This window comes from Paenibacillus sp. FSL H8-0104 (assembly GCF_038050215.1).
In the GTDB taxonomy this organism is placed as follows: domain Bacteria; phylum Bacillota; class Bacilli; order Paenibacillales; family Paenibacillaceae; genus Paenibacillus; species Paenibacillus amylolyticus.
The window spans coordinates 2812156-2832169 of record NZ_JBBOTC010000001.1 but is presented as its reverse complement, the minus strand read 5'-3'; the positions used below and the strand labels follow the sequence as shown (position 1 = coordinate 2832169).

13 protein-coding genes are annotated in these 20014 nt (G+C 45.6%); 3 read left to right on the top strand and 10 right to left on the bottom strand.

Features of this window, described 5'->3' with window-relative positions; all coding sequences use genetic code 11:
• Nucleotides 1-128: 128 nt before the first annotated feature.
• The gene (locus tag NST38_RS12930; protein ID WP_076249589.1) at nt 129-1280 is read right to left on the bottom strand and encodes an iron-containing alcohol dehydrogenase; all 1152 of its coding nucleotides are present in this window, start codon (nt 1278-1280) and stop codon (nt 129-131) included.
• Nucleotides 1281-1526: 246 nt separating this feature from the next.
• Nucleotides 1527-3221, bottom strand: a complete 1695-nt coding sequence (locus NST38_RS12925) for a M3 family oligoendopeptidase (RefSeq protein ID WP_076249590.1) — start codon at nt 3219-3221, stop codon at nt 1527-1529.
• Nucleotides 3222-3827: 606 nt separating this feature from the next.
• On the opposite strand from NST38_RS12925, the gene NST38_RS12920 reads away from it, so the two are divergent.
• Both NST38_RS12920 and NST38_RS12915 read left to right on the top strand, forming a co-directional pair.
• Nucleotides 3828-4583: a DUF3153 domain-containing protein gene (locus NST38_RS12920; protein WP_179088655.1), complete on the top strand. Its 756-nt coding sequence runs from the start codon at nt 3828-3830 to the stop codon at nt 4581-4583.
• A gap of 117 nt (nt 4584-4700) precedes the next feature.
• Complete coding sequence (locus NST38_RS12915; protein ID WP_076249592.1) at nt 4701-4913, top strand: hypothetical protein; 213 nt, start codon at nt 4701-4703, stop codon at nt 4911-4913.
• A gap of 50 nt (nt 4914-4963) precedes the next feature.
• Here the strand turns inward: NST38_RS12915 and NST38_RS12910 are convergent, their stop codons facing one another.
• Nucleotides 4964-7711: a PAS domain-containing hybrid sensor histidine kinase/response regulator gene (locus tag NST38_RS12910; protein WP_076249593.1), complete on the bottom strand. Its 2748-nt coding sequence runs from the start codon at nt 7709-7711 to the stop codon at nt 4964-4966.
• Between the two features lie 210 nt (nt 7712-7921).
• On the opposite strand from NST38_RS12910, the gene NST38_RS12905 reads away from it, so the two are divergent.
• Nucleotides 7922-8746, top strand: a complete 825-nt coding sequence (locus NST38_RS12905) for a protein-glutamine gamma-glutamyltransferase (protein WP_076249594.1) — start codon at nt 7922-7924, stop codon at nt 8744-8746.
• A 186-nt stretch (nt 8747-8932) separates the two neighbouring features.
• Here NST38_RS12905 and infC read toward each other — a convergent pair whose 3' ends face one another.
• From infC to NST38_RS12870, 7 genes are all read right to left on the bottom strand, one after another.
• The gene (gene infC / locus NST38_RS12900; protein WP_047842654.1) at nt 8933-9424 is read right to left on the bottom strand and encodes a translation initiation factor IF-3; all 492 of its coding nucleotides are present in this window, start codon (nt 9422-9424) and stop codon (nt 8933-8935) included.
• Between the two features lie 120 nt (nt 9425-9544).
• Nucleotides 9545-10477 carry a manganese-dependent inorganic pyrophosphatase gene (locus NST38_RS12895; RefSeq protein WP_017688903.1) on the bottom strand — a complete coding sequence of 311 codons (933 nt, stop codon included), beginning with the start codon at nt 10475-10477 and terminating at the stop codon, nt 9545-9547.
• Nucleotides 10478-10920: 443 nt separating this feature from the next.
• Nucleotides 10921-11673, bottom strand: a complete 753-nt coding sequence (locus tag NST38_RS12890; protein WP_076249595.1) for a metallophosphoesterase family protein — start codon at nt 11671-11673, stop codon at nt 10921-10923.
• Between the two features lie 99 nt (nt 11674-11772).
• Nucleotides 11773-12780, bottom strand: coding sequence for an LLM class flavin-dependent oxidoreductase (locus NST38_RS12885; RefSeq protein WP_076249596.1), 1008 nt, complete (start codon nt 12778-12780; stop codon nt 11773-11775).
• Between the two features lie 234 nt (nt 12781-13014).
• A complete protein-coding gene (locus NST38_RS12880) occupies nt 13015-14952 on the bottom strand; it encodes an LTA synthase family protein (RefSeq protein WP_076249597.1) in 1938 nt (645 codons plus the stop codon).
• A 115-nt stretch (nt 14953-15067) separates the two neighbouring features.
• Complete coding sequence (locus tag NST38_RS12875; protein ID WP_076249598.1) at nt 15068-17443, bottom strand: putative PEP-binding protein; 2376 nt, start codon at nt 17441-17443, stop codon at nt 15068-15070.
• Nucleotides 17444-18223: 780 nt separating this feature from the next.
• Complete coding sequence (locus tag NST38_RS12870; RefSeq protein ID WP_256719972.1) at nt 18224-19777, bottom strand: helix-turn-helix domain-containing protein; 1554 nt, start codon at nt 19775-19777, stop codon at nt 18224-18226.
• Nucleotides 19778-20014: the final 237 nt, after the last annotated feature.

Below are 20014 nucleotides of genomic sequence, written 5' to 3'. Positions count from 1 at the left end.
CCAATGGCCCGACCTACATTATTACGCATTGAACACCATTTGTGAAGATGCCCAAAGGCGTAGATACAATATCCGAGATTTGAAAAACAAAAAAGAGCCGGATCCCCTCCGACTCGATACGTTCTCACTTATATAATTTTGCGGAACAGCTCCATCACCTCATCCTTGGACGGTTGATAGGGATTGCCTGGTGCACAGGCATCTTTCATCGCGTTATCAGCAAGCAGTTCCACATCGGGATCTTTTACACCCAATTCAGACAGTTTCTCAGGAATGCCGATTTCCTTCGATAGCTGACGTATAGCCTCAATGACGTAATCGGAACACTCCTCATCACTTCTACCCTTCACATCCATACCAATTGCCTTAGCAATATGACGGAATTTGCCGGGTACATGCTTGGCGTTCAACTCTTCCACATAAGGGAGTAACATTGCGTTACAGACACCGTGCGGCAGATCATATACGCCACCCAGTTGATGCGCCATCGCATGGACATAACCCAGACCCGCATTATTAAAAGCAATCCCGCCAAGGAAACACGCATACGTCATATGTTCCCGCGCTTCCAGATCACTGCCGTCTCTCACGGCTCTTGGCAAATATTCAAAGATCAGTTCAACAGCTGCTGCTGCTGTCGCACTTGTCACTGTAAATCCACCCGGTGTAACCATCGCTTCTACGGCATGTGTCAACGCATCCATTCCTGTGGCCGCTGTGAGACTTGCAGGTTTGCTGAGCATCAGCTCCGGATCATTAACCGACAGGGAGACCAGACTGTTGCGGTCCACCATCACCATCTTTACTTTTCGTTCCTCATCTGTAATCACGTAGTTAATTGTCACCTCGCTCGATGTGCCAGCCGTTGTGTTAACAGCCACAAGTGGCACGGACTTATGTTTCGATTGATGAAATCCTTCATATTCACGGATATGCCCACCGTTCGTAGTTACAATGCCAATGCCTTTGGCAGCATCCTGCGGTGAACCTCCGCCTATCGATATAATGGCGTCACAGCCATGATCCTGGAACACTTGTAGTCCATCATGTACATTCTGACATGTTGGATTAGGCTGAACCTCATCATATACTACATAGTCTAACCCTGATTTTCTTAGTATAGACAGTACCTGTTCAGCAACGCCTGAAGTAATCAATTGACGATCACTTACAACCAGCGCCTTGCGGATACCCATCTGTTCAATCATCTGACCTGCTTCTTGTAAACAACCTCTACCCATCAAGTTCACGGGCGGAACATAATATGCATGTGTTGCCATTTGAACCAGCCTCCTGTAACCCCTGATTTACTATCTCCATTGTAACTGAATCCGTTTTCAGATATAGTGAAATAAATCACAATGAATCCGATAAATGTTACACTTGAGGTTGATTTTTCCCCGCAATGAAAAAAACGACCCAGACACCCGAAGGTCTCCAAGCCGTCTTACTTATCTATCTTAAAGCTTTATCCACTACTTATACCTTACCAAAGGTACTTACACTAAAAGCATCCTTACGAAGGCTTACAGCGCCTTATCGTTCACGCCGTCAAGCCATGCCTCAATATCACCAATTACGGAGGATACACAGCCATCCTCGAATGGAGAGTTCAATCCAGCCAGTTCAACCAATCCGGTGAAGGACAGGCTTCCTCCCGCTTTGCACAATGTCAGATAATCGGCCCATGCGGACTTCATGTCCTCATTGCTGCGTTTCCAGAACTGGAATGCACAGATTTGTGCCAACGTATAGTCAATGTAATAGAATGGCGATGAGAAAATGTGACCTTGCTTATGCCAGAAACCACCCTGCTCCAAATACGCATTATCTTTGTAATTGATGTGTGGCAGATAGGTCTTCTCAATGTTGCGCCATGCCTGCTTGCGCTCCGTTGGAGTTGCACTCGGGTTCGCATACACAAAATGCTGGAATTCATCCACAGCTACACCATACGGAATGAACAACAGACCGGAAGACAGGTGATCAAACTTGTACTTGTCCGTATCTTCCTTGAAAAACAACTGCATCCACGGCCATGTGAAGAACTCCATACTCATGGAATGAATCTCAGCCGATTCATATGTCGGCCAGTTGTATTCAGGCACTGCAAAATCACGGCTCTCATACACCTGGAAAGCATGACCTGCTTCATGTGTCAATACATCAATATCACCGGATGTACCGTTGAAGTTGGAGAAGATAAACGGCACTTTGTAATCGTTCAGGAACGTACAATATCCGCCGCCCTGTTTACCTTTTTTGCTTACCAGATCCATAAGCTCGTTTTCGGTCATCATCTGGAAAAATGCATCCGTCTCTGGTGATAATTCAGCGTACATTTTTTTACCATGTTCGATAATCCAGTCCGCGTCACCCTTAGGTGTCGGGTTACCCGTCTTGAAGCTGAAGCCCTGATCGTAATAATACAGCGTCTCCACATCAATCCGATTACGCTGACGCTCTCTGAGCTTGGTCGCCACAGGCACGATATAATCACGAACTTGTGCCCGGAAATTAGCAACCATCTCGGCGTTGTAATCCGTACGGTTCATGCGATCATAGCCGAGTTCCACATAGCTTGGATAACCCAGTTTCTTCGCGATTTGTGTACGCACTTTAACCAGTTCATCGTAAATGCGATCGAATTCAGCTTCATGTTCAGCCATGAACGTGTATCTGGCTTCCGAAGCACGCTCCCGCATGGAGCGATCCGTGGACAGTTCAAATGGATGAAGCTGTGGCAACGTGCGCTCTTCACCTTCGAACGGAATTTTGGCCGATGCGATCAACTGATTGTATTCTGTCGAAAGTTTGTTCTCCTTCTGGAGTTCTTCAATAATTTCCGGGCTGAATGTCTTCAGTGAAAGATCCGCCAGTTGGAACAGCTGTGAACCCCATTTTTGTTCCAACTCGTTGCGGAATTTGGAGTTAACCAATGCACGGTAAAAATCCGTAATATATTCCTGTACAATCGGTGCATTCTCATCCAGAAATTCGTTCTCAGCCTTATAAAACTCATCATTGGTATCAATGGAATGACGGATGTAGACCAATTGGGCTTGTGTCTCAAAATCACTGCGCAGCGCGTTAATCTGATCCATGAACCCACTCTGTTCTTCAACCGTTGCCGCAGCTTCAAAACCGCTCAACAGCTCACGGAAAGATGTCTTGATGTGTTCCAGATTCGGACGTGTATACGTATACTCACTAAATTTCATTTATGTACACCCTTTCCTGTTTGGCAGAATTTCGGGAGTATCCCGAGTTAAACTACCCCCTATTATACAAAAGAGCAGCTAAAAAATCCCATCTTTACGAAAAATATTTGTCCATCGGTCAAATTGTGCAACATGAATGGTTACATATATTACGTGCTAATGTAAGGTCAGCGTCTCAAAAATTTTCCCCACACAAATAAGCCCGCCTCGCGTTAGCGAAGCCAGCTTATAGGTTGTCTCTCTTCTTTTCACATTTAAACAATACTAGCTTTGGTCTTTATCCATAATCTGATAGAACCAGCCCATTCCGACCATGCCCACGACCATAATAACGGCCATAATAATGATATATGTCATGAATGTAACCTCCCTGCTTCCGTATATTAATCACACTACTACTAGTGTACACGGTGAATCGCCGTTTGAATTGACCGAACATTGACAAAAATACGAAATCTTTAATTTTAATAAATGGATTATTTCCCCGATCACACTAAATCATACGTACCTCGCTGCACGGTGCAAAGTTTCATCCGCCATGCTTACGGTGTATACTATACTTCTATGAAATGGAATTTGGATTTTTACGCAGAAAGGTTGAAAGACATGTCAACTCGCATTCCCTTACGTCAGCTATTTCTTACTGTTTTATTAGCCCTTATGTTATCTGTTTTGACCGCCTGTGCTGATGGAGAAGCCCATCTAACGGTAAATATGGATGGATCAACGGATCTGGATCTCAATCTCAACGTAAAGAACTCCGCTCTTGGAAAAATTGGACAAGACAATCTCATGCCTCTGATCGCAGATGCATTGAATCGAAATAACTTCCAGGCAGAGGTTTCGGAACAGGGAGATCAGAAGCAGCTCACAGCGACCACCCATTATGAAAAAAGCAATAAAACCAGCTTTGATACGTCCAAGTTACCACAAGGGATCAAAGTTGAACAAACAACTTCCCCCGGCTTCTTCACTTCCAAGATGCACATTACAGCAGAAGCCGACCTCATGGAGTCCATGCCCGATGGTGAGATCAAAAATCAAATTAACAAGGTGCCTAGCTTTCTTAAAAACCTCTTGTTAAAAGATGTTAACTTTGACTTCAAGTTGTCTTTGCCCATCAAGGCAGCCGATTCCAATGCCGATCAAGTAGAGGATGGCGGAAAAACGCTCATTTGGCACGTTTCACCCCTCCAGATGAATAAACTGGATCTGACTGTACAGGTTCCTAATATCCGGAATATCATCATCATTGCAGTCATTGGTCTATTATTAATCGCTGCTCTGCTCATGTGGTTTTTTGTTCGTCGCAGGCGGGCCAGACAGCGCCACAGTGCAAGTTCATATCGCGGAAAAAATTAATTCTTCACACCAATTTTATTTGTGACTTGCCAAACGGTGTTATGGATAGTAGAATACATCCGTACTGTGTGAACGGTTAATTTTTTATTAAGCAAAGCTAAAGAGGTGACAGGTTTCATGAATATCCGCGAATGCCCACTACCTGGTATCGGAGTTAAGTACCAGTTTGATACAAAGGGCGGCCAGCAGTTAGTCATTATTGTGCATGAGGACGGACGCCGTGAATTATTCTCCGTTGATCCACAAGACAACGAAGAACTCACTCTGATTGCAGATTTGGAAGATGATGAATGCGTAACCCTCTCCGGGTTAATCGGAGGCTGGTCGTAAATGACAGAATAACCTGTACCTTGAATTTCAAGGCGCAGGTTATTTTTCCGTTACGTTACCCTTTGAGAGCGGATATATGGAACCCATGTATTTAATACGCGGCTAATCTCCGTGGAATGAAACGGTTTGCTGATAAAGTCCTGCATCCCGCATTTCAGACACTCCTCACGGTCACCGGCGCCTGCAAAAGCTGTAATCGCTGCAATAACCGGTATGTCTGGGTGGCTCTGTCTGATGTGGCAGGTCGCTTCAATCCCATCCATAACGGGCATTTGAATATCCATAAACACCAGGTCATATTGAACCTTGTTCAATGAATCGACGGCCTGTGCACCATTCTCAACGATATCACAGACTCCGCCAAACTTGCGTAGCATCTCCTCCAACAGATGACTGTTGACCGCTTGATCCTCAGCAATCAAAATTTTGATGTCATGGGCAAGACTCGCTCGATCCAATTGCAGTTCATCATTCGTGGTGATTTCAATCGGGTCATTACTTTCCTCTAACCACCGCTCCACTACGAGGGTGAACTGGAATTCTGCCCCCTCACCGATCTCACTCTGTACACCAATCGCTCCGCCCATTAATTCTACCAGTTTTTTGCTGATCGCAAGGCCTAGACCTGTCCCGCCAAACTTACGATTAATGGCCGGATCAAGCTGTGAGAAGGATTGGAACAACTGATGCTGCTTTTCTATTGGAATGCCAATCCCCGTATCTCTCACCTTAAAGGTCAACATCAGGTTATCCTGACCATGCTCATCTGAGAAATCAGCACCTACGCTCACCATAATACGGCCCTGCTCTGTGAATTTAACGGCATTACCCACCAGATTGATCAAAATCTGCCGGATCCGTGTCTCATCCCCTCGAATGCGTTCAGGAATGTGATCCGACACTTCACAATAGAGTTCAATATTTTTCTCTGATGCCTTCAGTGCAAACAGCTCGATCACCCCACCCAGCATCGCCTTAATATCTACAGGTGCGCGCTCAAGATCCATTTTGCCTGCTTCGATTTTGCTGAAATCCAAAATTTCGTTCAAAATGTACAAAAGGGATTCACCGCTATTAATCATGATTTCCGCAAAACCTTTCTGTTCATCATCCAGTTCGGTTTCCATTAACAGATGGGCCATGCCCATGATGCCGTTTAATGGCGTACGAAGCTCATGACTCATGATGGCGAGAAACTCGGACTTGGCCCGGTCTGCATGCTCTGCTGCTTCCTTGGCACGTATGATGTCCTTAACAGATGTCATATCACGGAAAACCAACACTGCTCCGCGGGTTCTACCCTGATCCATAATCGGCTTCAATTGGAACTCCGCCAGGAAACTGGACCCATCCTGTCTCCAGAATACGGATTCGGTACGTGGCAGACCTCGTCCCTCACGAACAGCCTGTAGAATTGGTGTATCCTTGGATGGGTAGGGGATGCCTTCGCTCTGCATTTGGATCATCATCTGCTCTAATGGTCTGCCATTCAATTCACTTGGACAGAAGTTCATGATCTCCGCAGCGGCCGGATTGGCAAAGTTCAGATTCCCTTCCAGGTCCAGTCCAATAACACCTTCAGACATGCCATTCAAAATCAATGCCCGTTCATAACTAAGATTCTCGATTTCCTCGACGTAACGTTTGGACTCAGTAATGTCACTCGTAATCCCGTAGATCCCAACAACTTTGTCCTCAAGTATAATAGGAACATTAATCACATTTGTTTCAATCCGCTGCCCATTTTTGTGAATTAAACCTATCTCGTAGCTCTGTGCATTGCCCTTCACCGTTTCCTCAAAATGATATCGAGTCTTCTCCAGATCCACAGGATCAATGAGGTGATCAAAAGGCCGACTCAGCAGCTCCTCCTTGGTGTGTCCTGTCAACTGTTCCTGACCCATATTGGCTTTCAGCAGATTGCCTTCCAGATCAAGAGAAGCCACACCTAGGGGATTACAGTCAAATAACGATCTGTACTCCTGCATGCTTAACTGTTGTTGCTGGCTGGCTGTGATATCGCGGGTTACGGCGACCATCTCCATTAATTCACCTGAATCGTCATATACATAGTGCGTAATCGTATCTGCCCATACCGTAGATCCATCCTTATGTAACAGGCGATAATTGAGCCGTTTGGGAGCCAGACCCTTTCTCTGCTCTTCTACGTACGCTTCAACCAAAGGCACATCCTCCGGATAGATAACAAATGTTCCCGGCTTACCTATAACTTCTTCCAACTCATAGCCCAACATGGTTTTACATGCATTCGATACATATTTAAATGTACGACTTGAATCGGCATCATGTATTGCAATCAGGTCTAGTGAAGACTCCGCCAGCAGGCGAGAGATGCGACTGCTCTCTTCCAATTGCTTACGTTGCACAATGAGGATTTCCTCTGCATCTTTTTGTTTCGTAATGTCAGCAGCCTGTACCAGCAGATACAATGGCTGACCATTCGTTTCATCCCTAACAATGCAAGCTCTAATGGTTGCCCATAATAACGAACCGTCCTTTCGTTTCAGACGAACCTCCGTCTCGTACATCGGACTTGTTTCATGAGTCATTTCCCAGAACTTGCTGCGGAATTCCTCCATATGCAGATCTTCTTCGTAGATCATATGTATGACCGAAGTATCGATCAGTTCATCTTCACTGTATGCAAGCATCTCGCAAAATGCAGGATTAAGCTGCAACCACCGTCCATTTACATGCGATGCGACAGCAATGCCGATTGGTGCGTGCGTATACAATTGTTCGAACAGAGATCGGCTCTCTGTAATGGATTTCGACATTACATGTCCTCCTTTATGAGAATCTGAATGTATTCCGTATGAATAGATAGACCTGAACATAACTTCATCTATAGAGTACTACCCCAAATGCCATGATTGATAAACGAGATCGGGCAAAATCCCTGCATGAATCGTCATATACTACACAATACCCGTGCTCTCCCGATTATACAATGTTGAATATTCGAATAGGAACGGAGGTTATGGATCATGATCATTGTTGCTAATCAACCCGTCCAGCTGAACCGCTCGGAATGGTCTGATTTTGAATGGTATTGGTTACAGCAACTCCAGAATCGTCCAACGAGGTATGTGTACCAATCCATGGATCATCTTCGATTTGAATGGGACTTGAGGGGCTCTCTCGTGGAAGCCGCGGAAGGACTGGATCGAAGCGGTGTGAGTTTTGCATCCTTTGAAAAATCCAGATGTAATCCTGCCTACTGGAATCGTAATGCGGAAGGTGGGTTTGAGCTAAGATCAAACGTGACCCCCGCCGACGGCATCCGGGATATCTGGAGGAATGGACACTTATATGCTTTTGAGTGTGCAACAGCTACCGTTATTGTGCTGTACGGTGGCGTGCTGGGAAGCATTCGCGAAGACGCCTTTAATTCCCTGTTTCGCAATCTGTTACTCTTTGACTGGCATTATGACAGTGACCTGCGATTGACCGAAAAAAACGGTAGTGAGACCGCCCTGCCAGGAGATGTGCTGTATTTCAAAAATCCGGATGTTTCTCCGGAAACCCCCGAGTGGCAGGGAGAGAATACGTTCATGCTGCGCGAGAACTGGTATTATGGTCATGGCATTGGTATTGCAAGCGGCGAAGAGATTATACGTACCCTGAATCAGTTCCGCGTTCCAGGTAGCCGAGTCTCCGCCTATTTAATGGATATGGTGATCTATCCGGACTTCTTTTATTTATCCCGATTCGCCAAAAACAGCCAGAATAATATTGCCGCTGGTTCTACGCCTGTATTACCCGGACAGTTATATGTACGACTTGGTGGCAGCCGTTATTTACGTAGCTGAACTACTGGAACGGAAACGGATTTTGCATTCAATTGCGAACAATACCTCAATCCAAGTGATGACAAACAAGCCCAATACAGTAGCAGTTAACCTGCCACCTCATTGGGCTTTTTTACATCCAAAAAATCATTACTATATCGACATTTGCTTTACCTTTGTGCTACATCGAGGATCGCTTCTGGCCGTTTACGCATTCGGGTCCAGTTGCACAACAACCTGTTTACCACTTACCTGAACACCTGTCGTTTTGCTACCGAATTCAGCCAGCGATTTGCTCAGTTGCTCAGCCCACTCCTTGCCTGCAACTCCTTCTTTGGCTCCATGCACCTGGATGACGAGTTTTACCGAATCACCCTTCTTCAGAATGCGCTCCGCCTGAGACTGCTTCGTCTCCCGGTCATGATCCTCCATCGCAAGGTTCAAGCGAATTTCCTTGACTTTACGTTTATCGGGAGATTTACTCGCTTTTTTCTTCGCCTGCTGCGCTTCTGCTTTGGCCGCTCCAGCTCCAATCAGCTTGCATGGCGGTGGACTTGTCATCAAGGACAAGCACACTAGATCTACTTTATGCTGCTTTGCAAGTAGAAGTGCTTCCTGCGTGGACATCACACCCAGATCTTCACCATTCAGGCCGGTCAGCTGCACTTCGGCTGCTTTGATCTTTTCATTTTTGATCATGATTCTACCTCCTCTACATCAAAAGCCTGTCCTGACCATTTACGGATCAGAGCAGGCTAGGATGGTGTTGCTACTTATTTGTAATACATATCAGCTTATGAATATGCCAATCGGTTTGATTTACAGCGTGTTGAATGCTTCCGTCAGAACCGGTACAATTTGTGATTTGCGTGATACTACGCCTTTCAAGATAGCTCTGCTATCAGACAGCGTCACATTGTAGGCTTTCTCCACTGCTTTAGTGGATGTACCATATGCCAAAGCTACGGAATCGTTGTTCAGAATGTCTGTTACGACAAATACAAACAGGTCGAGACCTTTGCTGGAAATGATCGCATCAATAGCTGCTTCAAGCTCAGGTTGCTTCACGAGAACATCATTCACGTCAACAGCATTAACCTGTGCAATTTCCACTTTGGATTGACCCATTACGAATTCTTTGGCATCCAGGGAAATCAGTTCAGCAATAGTTTTTTGGCTCAGATCCGCACCGGCTTTCAGCATGTCCAGACCATAGCTGTCTGCATCTACACCAGCAATGGCAGCCAGTTCACGTGCAGCGGCTACGTCCTGCTCTGTGCAAGTCGGGGATTTGAACAACAGGGAATCGGAGATAATGGCAGACAACATCAGGCCAGCAATCGGTGCACTCACTTCGATGCCATTTTCTTTGTACATTTTATTCAAAATGGTTGCTGTACAACCTACAGGCTCTGCACGGAAATACAGAGGTCCGCTTGTCTCAAAGTTAGCAATACGGTGATGGTCGATAACTTCAACAACAGTCACTTCCTCAATATCGCTTACACTTTGCTGACGCTCGTTGTGGTCAACCAGAATAACTTTGTTTACTTCATTTGCAGCGGTTTTAATCAGACGCGGTGCTGCAATTTTGAATTGATCCAGTGCAAACTGGGTTTCACCATTGACTTCGCCGAGACGAACAGCTTCAACGTCCTGACCCAATTTTGTTTTGAGATCCGCATAGGCGATTGCCGAACAGATCGTATCCGTGTCGGGATTTTTGTGACCGAAGATTAACGCTTTTTCCATATTCATAGCCCTCCGTCAATTCTGATTTATATAAGTTCAACCAAAGAATGTTTACACTTGCCACTCCGATGACAGAATAACCTTCCGATCGCTGTTATCCCCAGATTTTTTGATTCCCTTTTAAAGGGAAAATCCGGTGATAAAGGCGAACGCTCCGCTTCTCCAGCTTTTTTCTGTCCTCTCCGTTCTCGTGTAAAAAGTTTAGTTGAACTTATATAGAAAATATATGTCATATTTCAATCATACCCTACTGATTATAGCGCTAATAAGGCTAAATTCCAATCCCTTTACAGCGAATTAATTGCAAATCATTCTCAGGCAAGTCATTTTGGAAAATAGCCAAACTTGGTTCATTCCCTCAAGTCGATATGGTATGTATCCTATTTATTCCATCGTACAACCTTATAAATTAGCATACGAAACTCTGATACGCAACGAAAACATTAAATCTCAGTCTCTTCCGCGCTCTGCCCTTGCCGTACAAAAAAGGTCTGTAGACTGCCGTCCTCGCTAATCTCCAGCAGGTTCAGTTGTGCTCCGTAGGCACAACCACCATCAATGCCAATTTTGTCTCCGCTCGGGTCAAACCAAATGCCTGTCTCTTCATGCAAATGCTTCACGGGGGTGTGTCCAAATACAACCGTCTCTCTAATCGTTGTTGGTTTGGAATAGAATGATTCACGAATCCAAATGAAGTCCCGCTCGGACTGGCTTCTCCAATCCTCGATATCCGGGTTGATCCCGGCATGCACAAAAATATAACCCGGAATCTCGTACACCAGCGGAAGCTGTTCCAGAAAACGAAGATGGTGTTCATAGTGTGTACGTATCCACTTTTTGGCTTCAGCATAAGCTTCCCAATCTATCTGTTGCTCATCATAAGTAAGTTCCAGATCCAGATAACTTGCCATCGTCTGTAATCCGCCATTACGAATCCAGTGTTGATCATATTGCTCGACATCCTGGGTTAACGCCTTGACCATCATGGCATCGTGATTGCCTTTGATCACCATAATATCGTGCTGTTGCTGAAGCCGCATAATCTGTTCGATGACCTGTTTGCTACTTGGACCTCGATCCACATAATCACCGAGTAAAATCAATTCATCCTGCTGCGGATTATAATCTGCAAGCTTAAGCAGTGCATTAAATTCATCGTAACAGCCATGAATATCACTAATGACACATCTGCGCATGTGAATCTCTCCTCTCCCTGATCACGCAAGAGTATAACCGGAACCTTGCATGAGCAAGATTCCAGTCTGTTCAGAGTAGTTATTCCCGCTTGCTTACCATTAGTCCTGCTTGAGTCCAAAGGCTTCTGCAATCAAGCCGAATGAGCGCAAACGTGCTTCAAACGAATGGACCGCTGATGCAATAATGACTTCATCTGCTTCATGGCGTTCAGCCATTGCGGTAATTTTGTCTTTCACCTGATCCGGTGTTCCCACGATGGAAAAGGAACGACGTTGACGAATCTGTTCCATCTCCATCGCTGTGTATGGATAGTTGTTCACCGTCTCCAGAGATGGGAATGAACTTTGTTCAAGACCTCGTCCAAGGCGTAAGAAGAAAAGTTCATTGCTGCGCGCAAGTTCAGTGGCTTCTTCCTCTGTCTCCGCGCAGAATGCCGAGACAGCAATCATTGAATGTGGTTTGTCATTCAAGATGGACGGCTTGAAATGTCTGCGGTAATGTTTCATCGCTTCTTCGCCGCCTGGTGTTCCGAAGAATTGGGCAAACGCATACGACGTCCCTTGCGCTGCAGCAATTCTCGCACCTTCGGAGCTGGAACCCAGCAACCACACTTCGGGTACCGTGGGAACCGATGGTCCGGCTACCAGAGATGCAAACCGATGATCCTCGGGCAACTGCTCGTCGAAGTATCCGCCCAGATCCGCGATCTGTTGCGGAAAGAATTGTACATTCGATGATTTCCCCTCATTCAGAGCTCTGCTGGCAATCGGCATGCCACCTGGTGCTCTGCCAATCCCAAGGTCAATCCGCCCCGGATGCAAAGCTTCCAGCAGGCGGAAATTCTCTGCAACCTTATAGGCACTATAATGAGGAAGCATAACGCCACCGGAACCTACGCGAATTCGATCCGTATGTGCAGCCACATGTGCAATCATAACTTCAGGACTGGAGAATGACAGCGCACCACTACCGTGATGCTCAGACATCCAGAACCGGGAGTACCCCAATTGATCTGCATGTTGTGCGAGTTTCACCGTTTCCTGCAACGTATCCTGTACACTTCGTCCTTCATTGATATGTCCATGTTCGAGTACACTCAGTTTCATATATATTCAATCCTCTCGTCTGTTAGGTTCATAAGTACTGTGAATATGAGATCTGCGAATATTACGCGCTTTTGCTCACTTCATTCTTGCTCATTCCATTGTAACATTAATTATTACAGTTTCAAACTTTAGTTATTCTCTTTATTACCACACTTGTGCAAGAAACATGCAAAAAAACGCCACCAGCTTTTGAACTGGTGACGTTTTTGATCTGACCTATTGCAGAAAATTGATTTATGGCGCACGTTTTGGTAACAACTTCACATACTCGTCAGACAGTTTCATCAGGCTGAGCACATGTTCATAATCGGAACGATACGGTTCCAAATTCGTTACCGGTTCATATGTTTTGAGGGAGTAGGCTGTTCCATCGTCAAATCCTGCACCCGGAATAAACATGATGTCATTGTTGACAAATGAACCCGTTGGCAAGTAATACCGGATACCAAAGGCATTGTGGTCCATGTTGAGCAGATCATGTCCGAAGGCAGTGAACTTCTCATCTTGAAGGGAAACACCCATCAGGTTCATAATCGTTGGCAACATATCCAACTGACCGCCTGGCTGCTCAATCACTTGTCCTTTGGTCTGTTTCGGCGTATGAATCATGAACGGGATGTTGAATCGACTTACTTTACCGTCATAAGGGACGCCCAGATTGGCCTGAATCTGCTGTGTAATCTCTTCGTCAGCAGGCAGACCAAAGTGGTCTCCGTAGAGCACTAAAGTAGTATTATCCCATAATCCGTTCGCCTTCAACTCATTAATAAGTTGACCGATGGCATAATCCGTATAGTTGATCGCTTGCAGATAATCGTGAAGCAGTTTGTTCGTGATGGTCGCAGGAATCGTGATCCGTGCACGATCAGCGGGAACCGTAAACGGCGAGTGGCTCGATGCCGTAATGAACTGAGCATAGAACGGCTGATTCGCAGCCTGATGCGCAGTCATTTTTTCCACACCTACACGGTACAACTCTTCATCCGATGGTCCAAAGTCATTGAATCTGTCGTTCTCGAAGCTGGGCTTGTCGAAGTAACGAGTGAATCCGAGTGCCGGATACATCTTGTTCCGGTTCCAGAAGGTGACGTCATTGACGTGGTACGTCTCGGACTCATATCCCTCTTTTCCTAATAACTTCGGAAGACTCGGCAGTTCGCGGTCACTGTACCCTGCTGACATGGGAACAACTCCGGTTGGATAGATAGATGTGTTCGACATGAACTCCGCGTCTGATGTGTTTCCCTGTCCGATCTGTTGGAAAAAATGAGAGAAATAATAGCTTTCTTTGGCCAGATCATTCAGTACCGGTGTTAATTCCTGACCGTCTAATGAAGCATTAATCGGGAAATTCTGAAAGGACTCCAGTTGCAGTACGATCAGATTGCTGCCTTTGGCCTGACCAAAATATTTGGCTTTCACAGCTGTGCCGTCACTTGGTGTATCCTGATACGGATACTGGCTAACCAGCTCATTGATCTTGGCAATGGTTTCGTTAATGTTGCCATTCGCAATGGCCTCATTTTCTTTGCTCGTCAGAATGGCAGACGATACCTGATAGTTCAGGAAACCGAGATTCTCGGCTCGAACCAGCTCGTTATCAATCGTTTCACCTTTGACAATAAAACTGCCAGACAGCACGATGCAGAATGCAGCCGTAAGCGCAACGCCGAGTTTGCCCCAGTAACGTCTGCGAATTCTGCCAAACGTCAAACCGCTATCGCGGTAACTGCTGTAGTTACGCCCGCCAGCACGTCTGCGCATAATCAACCATATTGGCAATGCCAGTACGATGTCTGCAAAAAACAGAAAGTGTTCCGGTCGCACCAGCGGTCCGATACTTCCCCGCACTTGGGCAACCTGCCCCAGCTCACTTAGCACGGTATAGGTAGGTACCGAACTGAAATGAACGTTATACAGCGTAGCCGCGAACAGAACCAGAGAAAACAGAATATTGAATCCCCCGTATACTGCTCGCTTCCAGCCTTTGGGCACGATCAGATCCAGCAGGCATACCAACGTTAATGCACCTAATGCGTCAGTTAACAGACCGATGCCGGACAGACCCTGGAAAAAGAAATACCGCAGTAGTGACAGCTTGAGCAGCATAAGAATGAATAACACGGCGAATAAGGTCCGTGATGAAGTTCGTTCATTTTTGGAATTATACATGGTCGCTTTCAACCCTTACCCTGAAATTTTACGTTCCTTTTACAAAACGTATATTTCAGTATAACAGTTTTCTGGTTGCTATTCCATGGAAGTTCCGTGTAGGACAGAGTGATCGTTACGCAATTGTAGAGATATCCGTGTTCTGCGTGTCCGCTCCCTCTCTCTGTCCCTTAATGGCTGCTTGTGCAGCAGCAATTCGTGCATAAGGGATCTGTTCAGGCAAACAACTTACGTAATCCAGACCAATGCGGTGGCAGAACGTAATCGACTCCAGGTCCACAACATTTTCTCCGCAGATCCCTGTCTTCAGATGAGGTTTTCGAATTCGACCTTGGACGACAGCCATCTCAATCAGTTGTCCGACTCCCTCAATGTCCAGCACATGAAATGGATTATTCGTTACCGCACGAGAGTCCGTATCACGTTGAAGGAGAAGGAGCCGCTTCTCAGCTTCATGGCGACTATATCCAAATATCATCTCTGTCAGCTCATCCGTGCCAAACGAGAAAAAGTCAGCCTGGCGAGCAATGTGAGTCGCCGTCAGCGCCGTTCTCGGAGCTTCGATCATCGCCCCCACTCTATAGAGACAATGCCGCTTCTCCTCACCAAGCACTTGGTCAGCCACATGATCCACCAGATCTCTCATCACCTGAAGTTCATGCACATGACCGATCTGCGGGATCATAATCTCGGGACGTACCCACCAGCCTTGCCGGATGCCTTTCACCGCTGCGCGGAATATCGCTTCCAGCTGCATATCAACGATCTCCGGGAACACCGTACTCAGCCGACAAGCCTGTTGTCCCAATGTCGGATTATGTTCATGCAATTCACAGACTCTGCGAATGACACGCTCCAGTTCCTCCAGTTCATTCTGATGGTCTTTTTGCTCCTGCCACTCCTCTGCTTGTAACCACTCACGTCGTTTCTCCAACACTCCCAGATCCGGTAACAGTTCATGCAACGGCGAATCGAGCAAACGTATCGTTACCGGGTATCCATCCATCGCTTCGAATATTTGTTCAAAATCAGACTGCTGCATCGGCAACAGACGCTCCAACCCACGCCTGCGTTCGGATTCACTGTCTGCCAGGATCATTTTTTGTACAAATGGTAACCGCGCAGGTGATAACAGCATGTTCTCCGTCCGGCATAGACCTATTCCCTCGGCCCCTTGTAGCCGTGCTGTCATGGCATCCTGTGGATGATCTACATTGGCCAGTACCTTCAGCTCTTTCACTTCATCAGCCCACTTAAACAGTAGTTGCAGATCTGCTGATAAAAGTGAATCTGAGTTGTTATAAGCTGGACATTCATCATTAGTTACTGGCTGGATCTGTATGGGCAGATGTCCATTGCTCGCTTCGCTGATAGAAGTAGGATTGGTGTAAAGCTTCTGCACTTCCGTGATATGCGCAGGTTGGATGCGAAGAAGTGCATCCTCCTTGGTGAGGAGTCCTTCATGGACAAAATCCACAGTACTCCTCAGTGTGGCTGTTGAAGATAATCGTGCGGGCTGGGTCTGCACAACATACAACGCGCCGGATTCAATCACAAAGGTGATTTCCTGCACTTCTCCCTTATGCGTCTCCAGCTGGCTACCTATCTCCAGCAAACTTGTGTACAGCTCAGGTTCGTCATTCCGTAAACGCTCCAGGCTGTGATCTGTGTGGCTCGCGTTCCCGGTTGGGACATATTGTCCTGTAATTCCCTTTTCTCCTGTAAGTGGGTTACACGTATATATTGTTCCGATCCCGCTTGATTCTCCACATTTTCCATGCATCATCGTCTGTATAAGAACAGGAGCGCTTTGCTCCGAAGAGATGTAATATGATTTACGCATGATCTCGTCCTGAGATCTGGATGCTTTAATACGCTGTGAATGATATACCGCACGTACTGCTTCTTTGAATTGAATTTGAACATCTTGAGGAAAAGGGTTACGCCCCTCCCCTTCGATTAAATATTTAAACTCGGTAATGGTTAATTCAAGTTCCGTTTCATCCCGACCCTTGACGTGACTCGATATTTCTGTGAAAGATTCAGACGGAATTGCATATACCAGCTGTCCATATTCCTCTAAGTAATCTAGATAACATTGGAGTGCATACAACCGATCACCAGTTTGACGTGCGAGTCCTTCCACAGTAACATCATTCAGACCAACATTGAGCAGTGATTGTGTCGCAGTTGCTGAGGTTCGATCCTGGTCCGTACGTACCGCGAGTAGTAGCGGATTCTCCGAATGTCCGAAGAACTTCCCGGTTTGCTGTTCCAGATGCCGGATCGCGTTAATAATCTCTTCCTCTCCTTCACCGGAAAGATGTCCAAGACGGGTACAGAACTCGCGACAGCATTCCGTTGTGACTACAAATCCGGCCGGGATAGACCACCCTGCATGGATTAGCTCTGCAAGATCAGCCCCTTTACTGCCCATTAGCCCTTTCATCTCTGCCGTACCTTCTTCCAACAGAATTACCCGTTTTGTCATTACAGCTCTCCCATCCGCCATTCATGGCTATGCTTGAAGACTTCAATCCCTGCGTTACAGATCTGCCTTCACTCTAATGGTATGTCACAATCGTTCAGTCAAGGACATCCGCTTTTGCATTTTATGCTCGTTATCCAGTTTTTTTGTAAACGCTACACTAAAATAAGATGAAACAAGCCTTTCGGGTAATTGTATTGGCTCATTCATCACACACGTGGCGCAATGATATTTTTGTAATTTGTCGCTCATTATGATTCCTTCATTGTTCTAATCTCTGAAACGAAAAAGACCGCCAGATATATGACGGTCAAGCTTCAAGATGATTATTGAAATAGATATTTGAAAAATAAAACTGCACAAAGAACACCTATTATCAAAAATATAATTGCTGAGTTCCGATATTTCTTCCACATCCGAATGGCATTAGCAATATTTAGAATGCCTAGTGCAAGCATGTTAATACGAGAATCTACTTGAAACAAGTTGAATACTAACATAATGGCAACTACTATCGAGATACACCAGAACCAAATTGGAATTTTATCCTTGATCATTGATCTGCTCCTTTAGTTTATATACTATCTGTTATAATATATTCCTCAATCTAATTAAAATTCCTTTATTTAGTCTATTAAACAAGCAGATTATAGATTAACGAAAAGGATAATACCAGTAGATTCATAGAGTGCCCGTGAGTTACATCACAAAATTTTGATAGTTTTGAAAGTTATATGATTTTCTTGATTTTTTTTGAAAAACATCTCACAGACCATGCATTGTTCACGCCATAAACCGCAATATATCCTCAATCTTCTTCCCATGAGAGATCACACCGTAGTTCATCCACGACATGAAATCCACTTCGTACACATTACCGTTCTTCACCGCAGGCAGACGTTTCCATTCATCCCTTTCGAGCAGTTCGCGCTCCTCTCCAGGTTTAGCAGAATTTCCAGTGTCAAATGTAATCAACAAGTGATCCGCATGAAGCTGACTTAACTTGTCCAATCTAATGAAGACCCTCCGCTCGTGTCTTGTCCATTGCTGCACATGGGAATGCGGAGTCAGTCCAAGATCCTGATAAATTACAGGGCCGACGTAGCCCTGCTGATCCCCATAAAGAGTAATATCCGAAGCAGATATACGCAAAAAGGCTACCGTCTGACCACGCATATAACGTGCTAACCGACTCTTAGCTTCCATGGCCTTGTCCTCATACGCACCAATTACATCTTGAACCCGATTCACCTTCCCTAACACATCGGCTGTCGATCTTAAAATGGAGCGCCAGTCCTCTCCCAGATGATCTACGTAAAATGTAGGTGCTACCTGCTGAAAGCGGTCCAGATTCCATCGATCATATCCCTTATCCAGCATGATAAAATCAGGTACATTGCCTAGATTAAACTGCGCATCCATCTGGCTCACATCAAATTCAGGTACGTCATCCAACCCCAAATAATGCTGTCTACCCCAGGAGTGATGCGAACATTGCAGTACAGGTTTTACGCCAAGAGCCAACACAAAGTCCTCCAGATACGGGGCAAAGACACGAACCTCTTGACGGTGATGACGGCGGTATAACCCAGGTGAAATACCAGAGTATTGCTTAAATCGGCGACCAAAATAATACTCGCTGCTAAATCCCACATTCTGTGCAATTTCATGGATACGATCATCCGTAAGCTGCAATAGTTGCTTCGAGCGTTCAAGCCGAACCGCATTTACATATTCAAGCGGGAGCTTGCCCGTAATCCTTTTAAATTGCCGAGTGTAGCTGGCCCTGGTAAAACCAATATCTGCTGCGAGCTCATCCACGGTTATGGTCTGATCATAGTGGTCGCCAATATAACGAATTGAACTTTGAAGACGGGCACGATCATCGGGTACTTCTGTTTCGGGGACACTCTGGCGAATTAAGGCACGGAACCACTCCTGAAAACGAAGCTGTACCTCCCATTGCTCCAGCCAATCGCCAGTGACCTGTTGACGCAGTATTTGTTCCAAGGCTTCCAGACAAGAACTCCACGGACTGTAACTGAGTTGCATAAGAGGTAATAATGTCGGAGAATCTGGACTTTGGGAAAGTTCCTGCTGCTCCTCCGTGTTTCTTCTAGACAAACCGTTCGAAGTCTCTTCGCTTAACTCAGCCACCATCAGATCAAGCTTATAGTATTGCAATTCACTTCCTGTCCCAGGAGAACCTTCTATTTTAACGGATGTTCCAGCCGGAACAAACATAATCATTCCTTTTTCCAAATGAGATTCCCGATCTGAGCAAACTATTGAACCCTTCCCAGACGTTACAACAAATATAGCGTGTGAAGACGACATTCTGTATAACAAACGTTTATCGATATGAGATTTATGGTGATCTACGTATTCCATATGCTGAAGTGAGCATAGCCAGGGCTTAGGAATCAGTTGTATTATGGTGTGGCACATGTTCATCGTCCTTAACTGAGAATTATTATCATTTAAAATAGTGTATACGAAAAAAGAAAGCTCTTCAACCCTGGCTGAAGAACTTTCTTATGGGATCATGCTCGAATCAATTTCATGACTCACTAA

Bases quoted from the DNA above. Each gene is read 5' to 3' on its own strand.
- infC (WP_047842654.1), bottom strand. From the start codon at position 9,424: ATGATCAAAAATGAAAAGATCAAAGCAGCCGAAGTGCAGCTGACCGGC.
- NST38_RS12875 (WP_076249598.1), bottom strand. From the start codon at position 17,443: ATGACAAAACGGGTAATTCTGTTGGAAGAAGGTACGGCAGAGATGAAA.
- NST38_RS12930 (WP_076249589.1), bottom strand. From the start codon at position 1,280: ATGGCAACACATGCATATTATGTTCCGCCCGTGAACTTGATGGGTAGA.
- NST38_RS12910 (WP_076249593.1), bottom strand. From the start codon at position 7,711: ATGTCGAAATCCATTACAGAGAGCCGATCTCTGTTCGAACAATTGTAT.
- NST38_RS12890 (WP_076249595.1), bottom strand. From the start codon at position 11,673: ATGCGCAGATGTGTCATTAGTGATATTCATGGCTGTTACGATGAATTT.
- NST38_RS12920 (WP_179088655.1), top strand. From the start codon at position 3,828: ATGTCAACTCGCATTCCCTTACGTCAGCTATTTCTTACTGTTTTATTA.
- NST38_RS12885 (WP_076249596.1), bottom strand. From the start codon at position 12,780: ATGAAACTGAGTGTACTCGAACATGGACATATCAATGAAGGACGAAGT.
- NST38_RS12870 (WP_256719972.1), bottom strand. From the start codon at position 19,777: ATGTCGTCTTCACACGCTATATTTGTTGTAACGTCTGGGAAGGGTTCA.
- NST38_RS12880 (WP_076249597.1), bottom strand. From the start codon at position 14,952: ATGTATAATTCCAAAAATGAACGAACTTCATCACGGACCTTATTCGCC.
- NST38_RS12905 (WP_076249594.1), top strand. From the start codon at position 7,922: ATGATCATTGTTGCTAATCAACCCGTCCAGCTGAACCGCTCGGAATGG.
- NST38_RS12925 (WP_076249590.1), bottom strand. From the start codon at position 3,221: ATGAAATTTAGTGAGTATACGTATACACGTCCGAATCTGGAACACATC.
- NST38_RS12915 (WP_076249592.1), top strand. From the start codon at position 4,701: ATGAATATCCGCGAATGCCCACTACCTGGTATCGGAGTTAAGTACCAG.
- NST38_RS12895 (WP_017688903.1), bottom strand. From the start codon at position 10,477: ATGGAAAAAGCGTTAATCTTCGGTCACAAAAATCCCGACACGGATACG.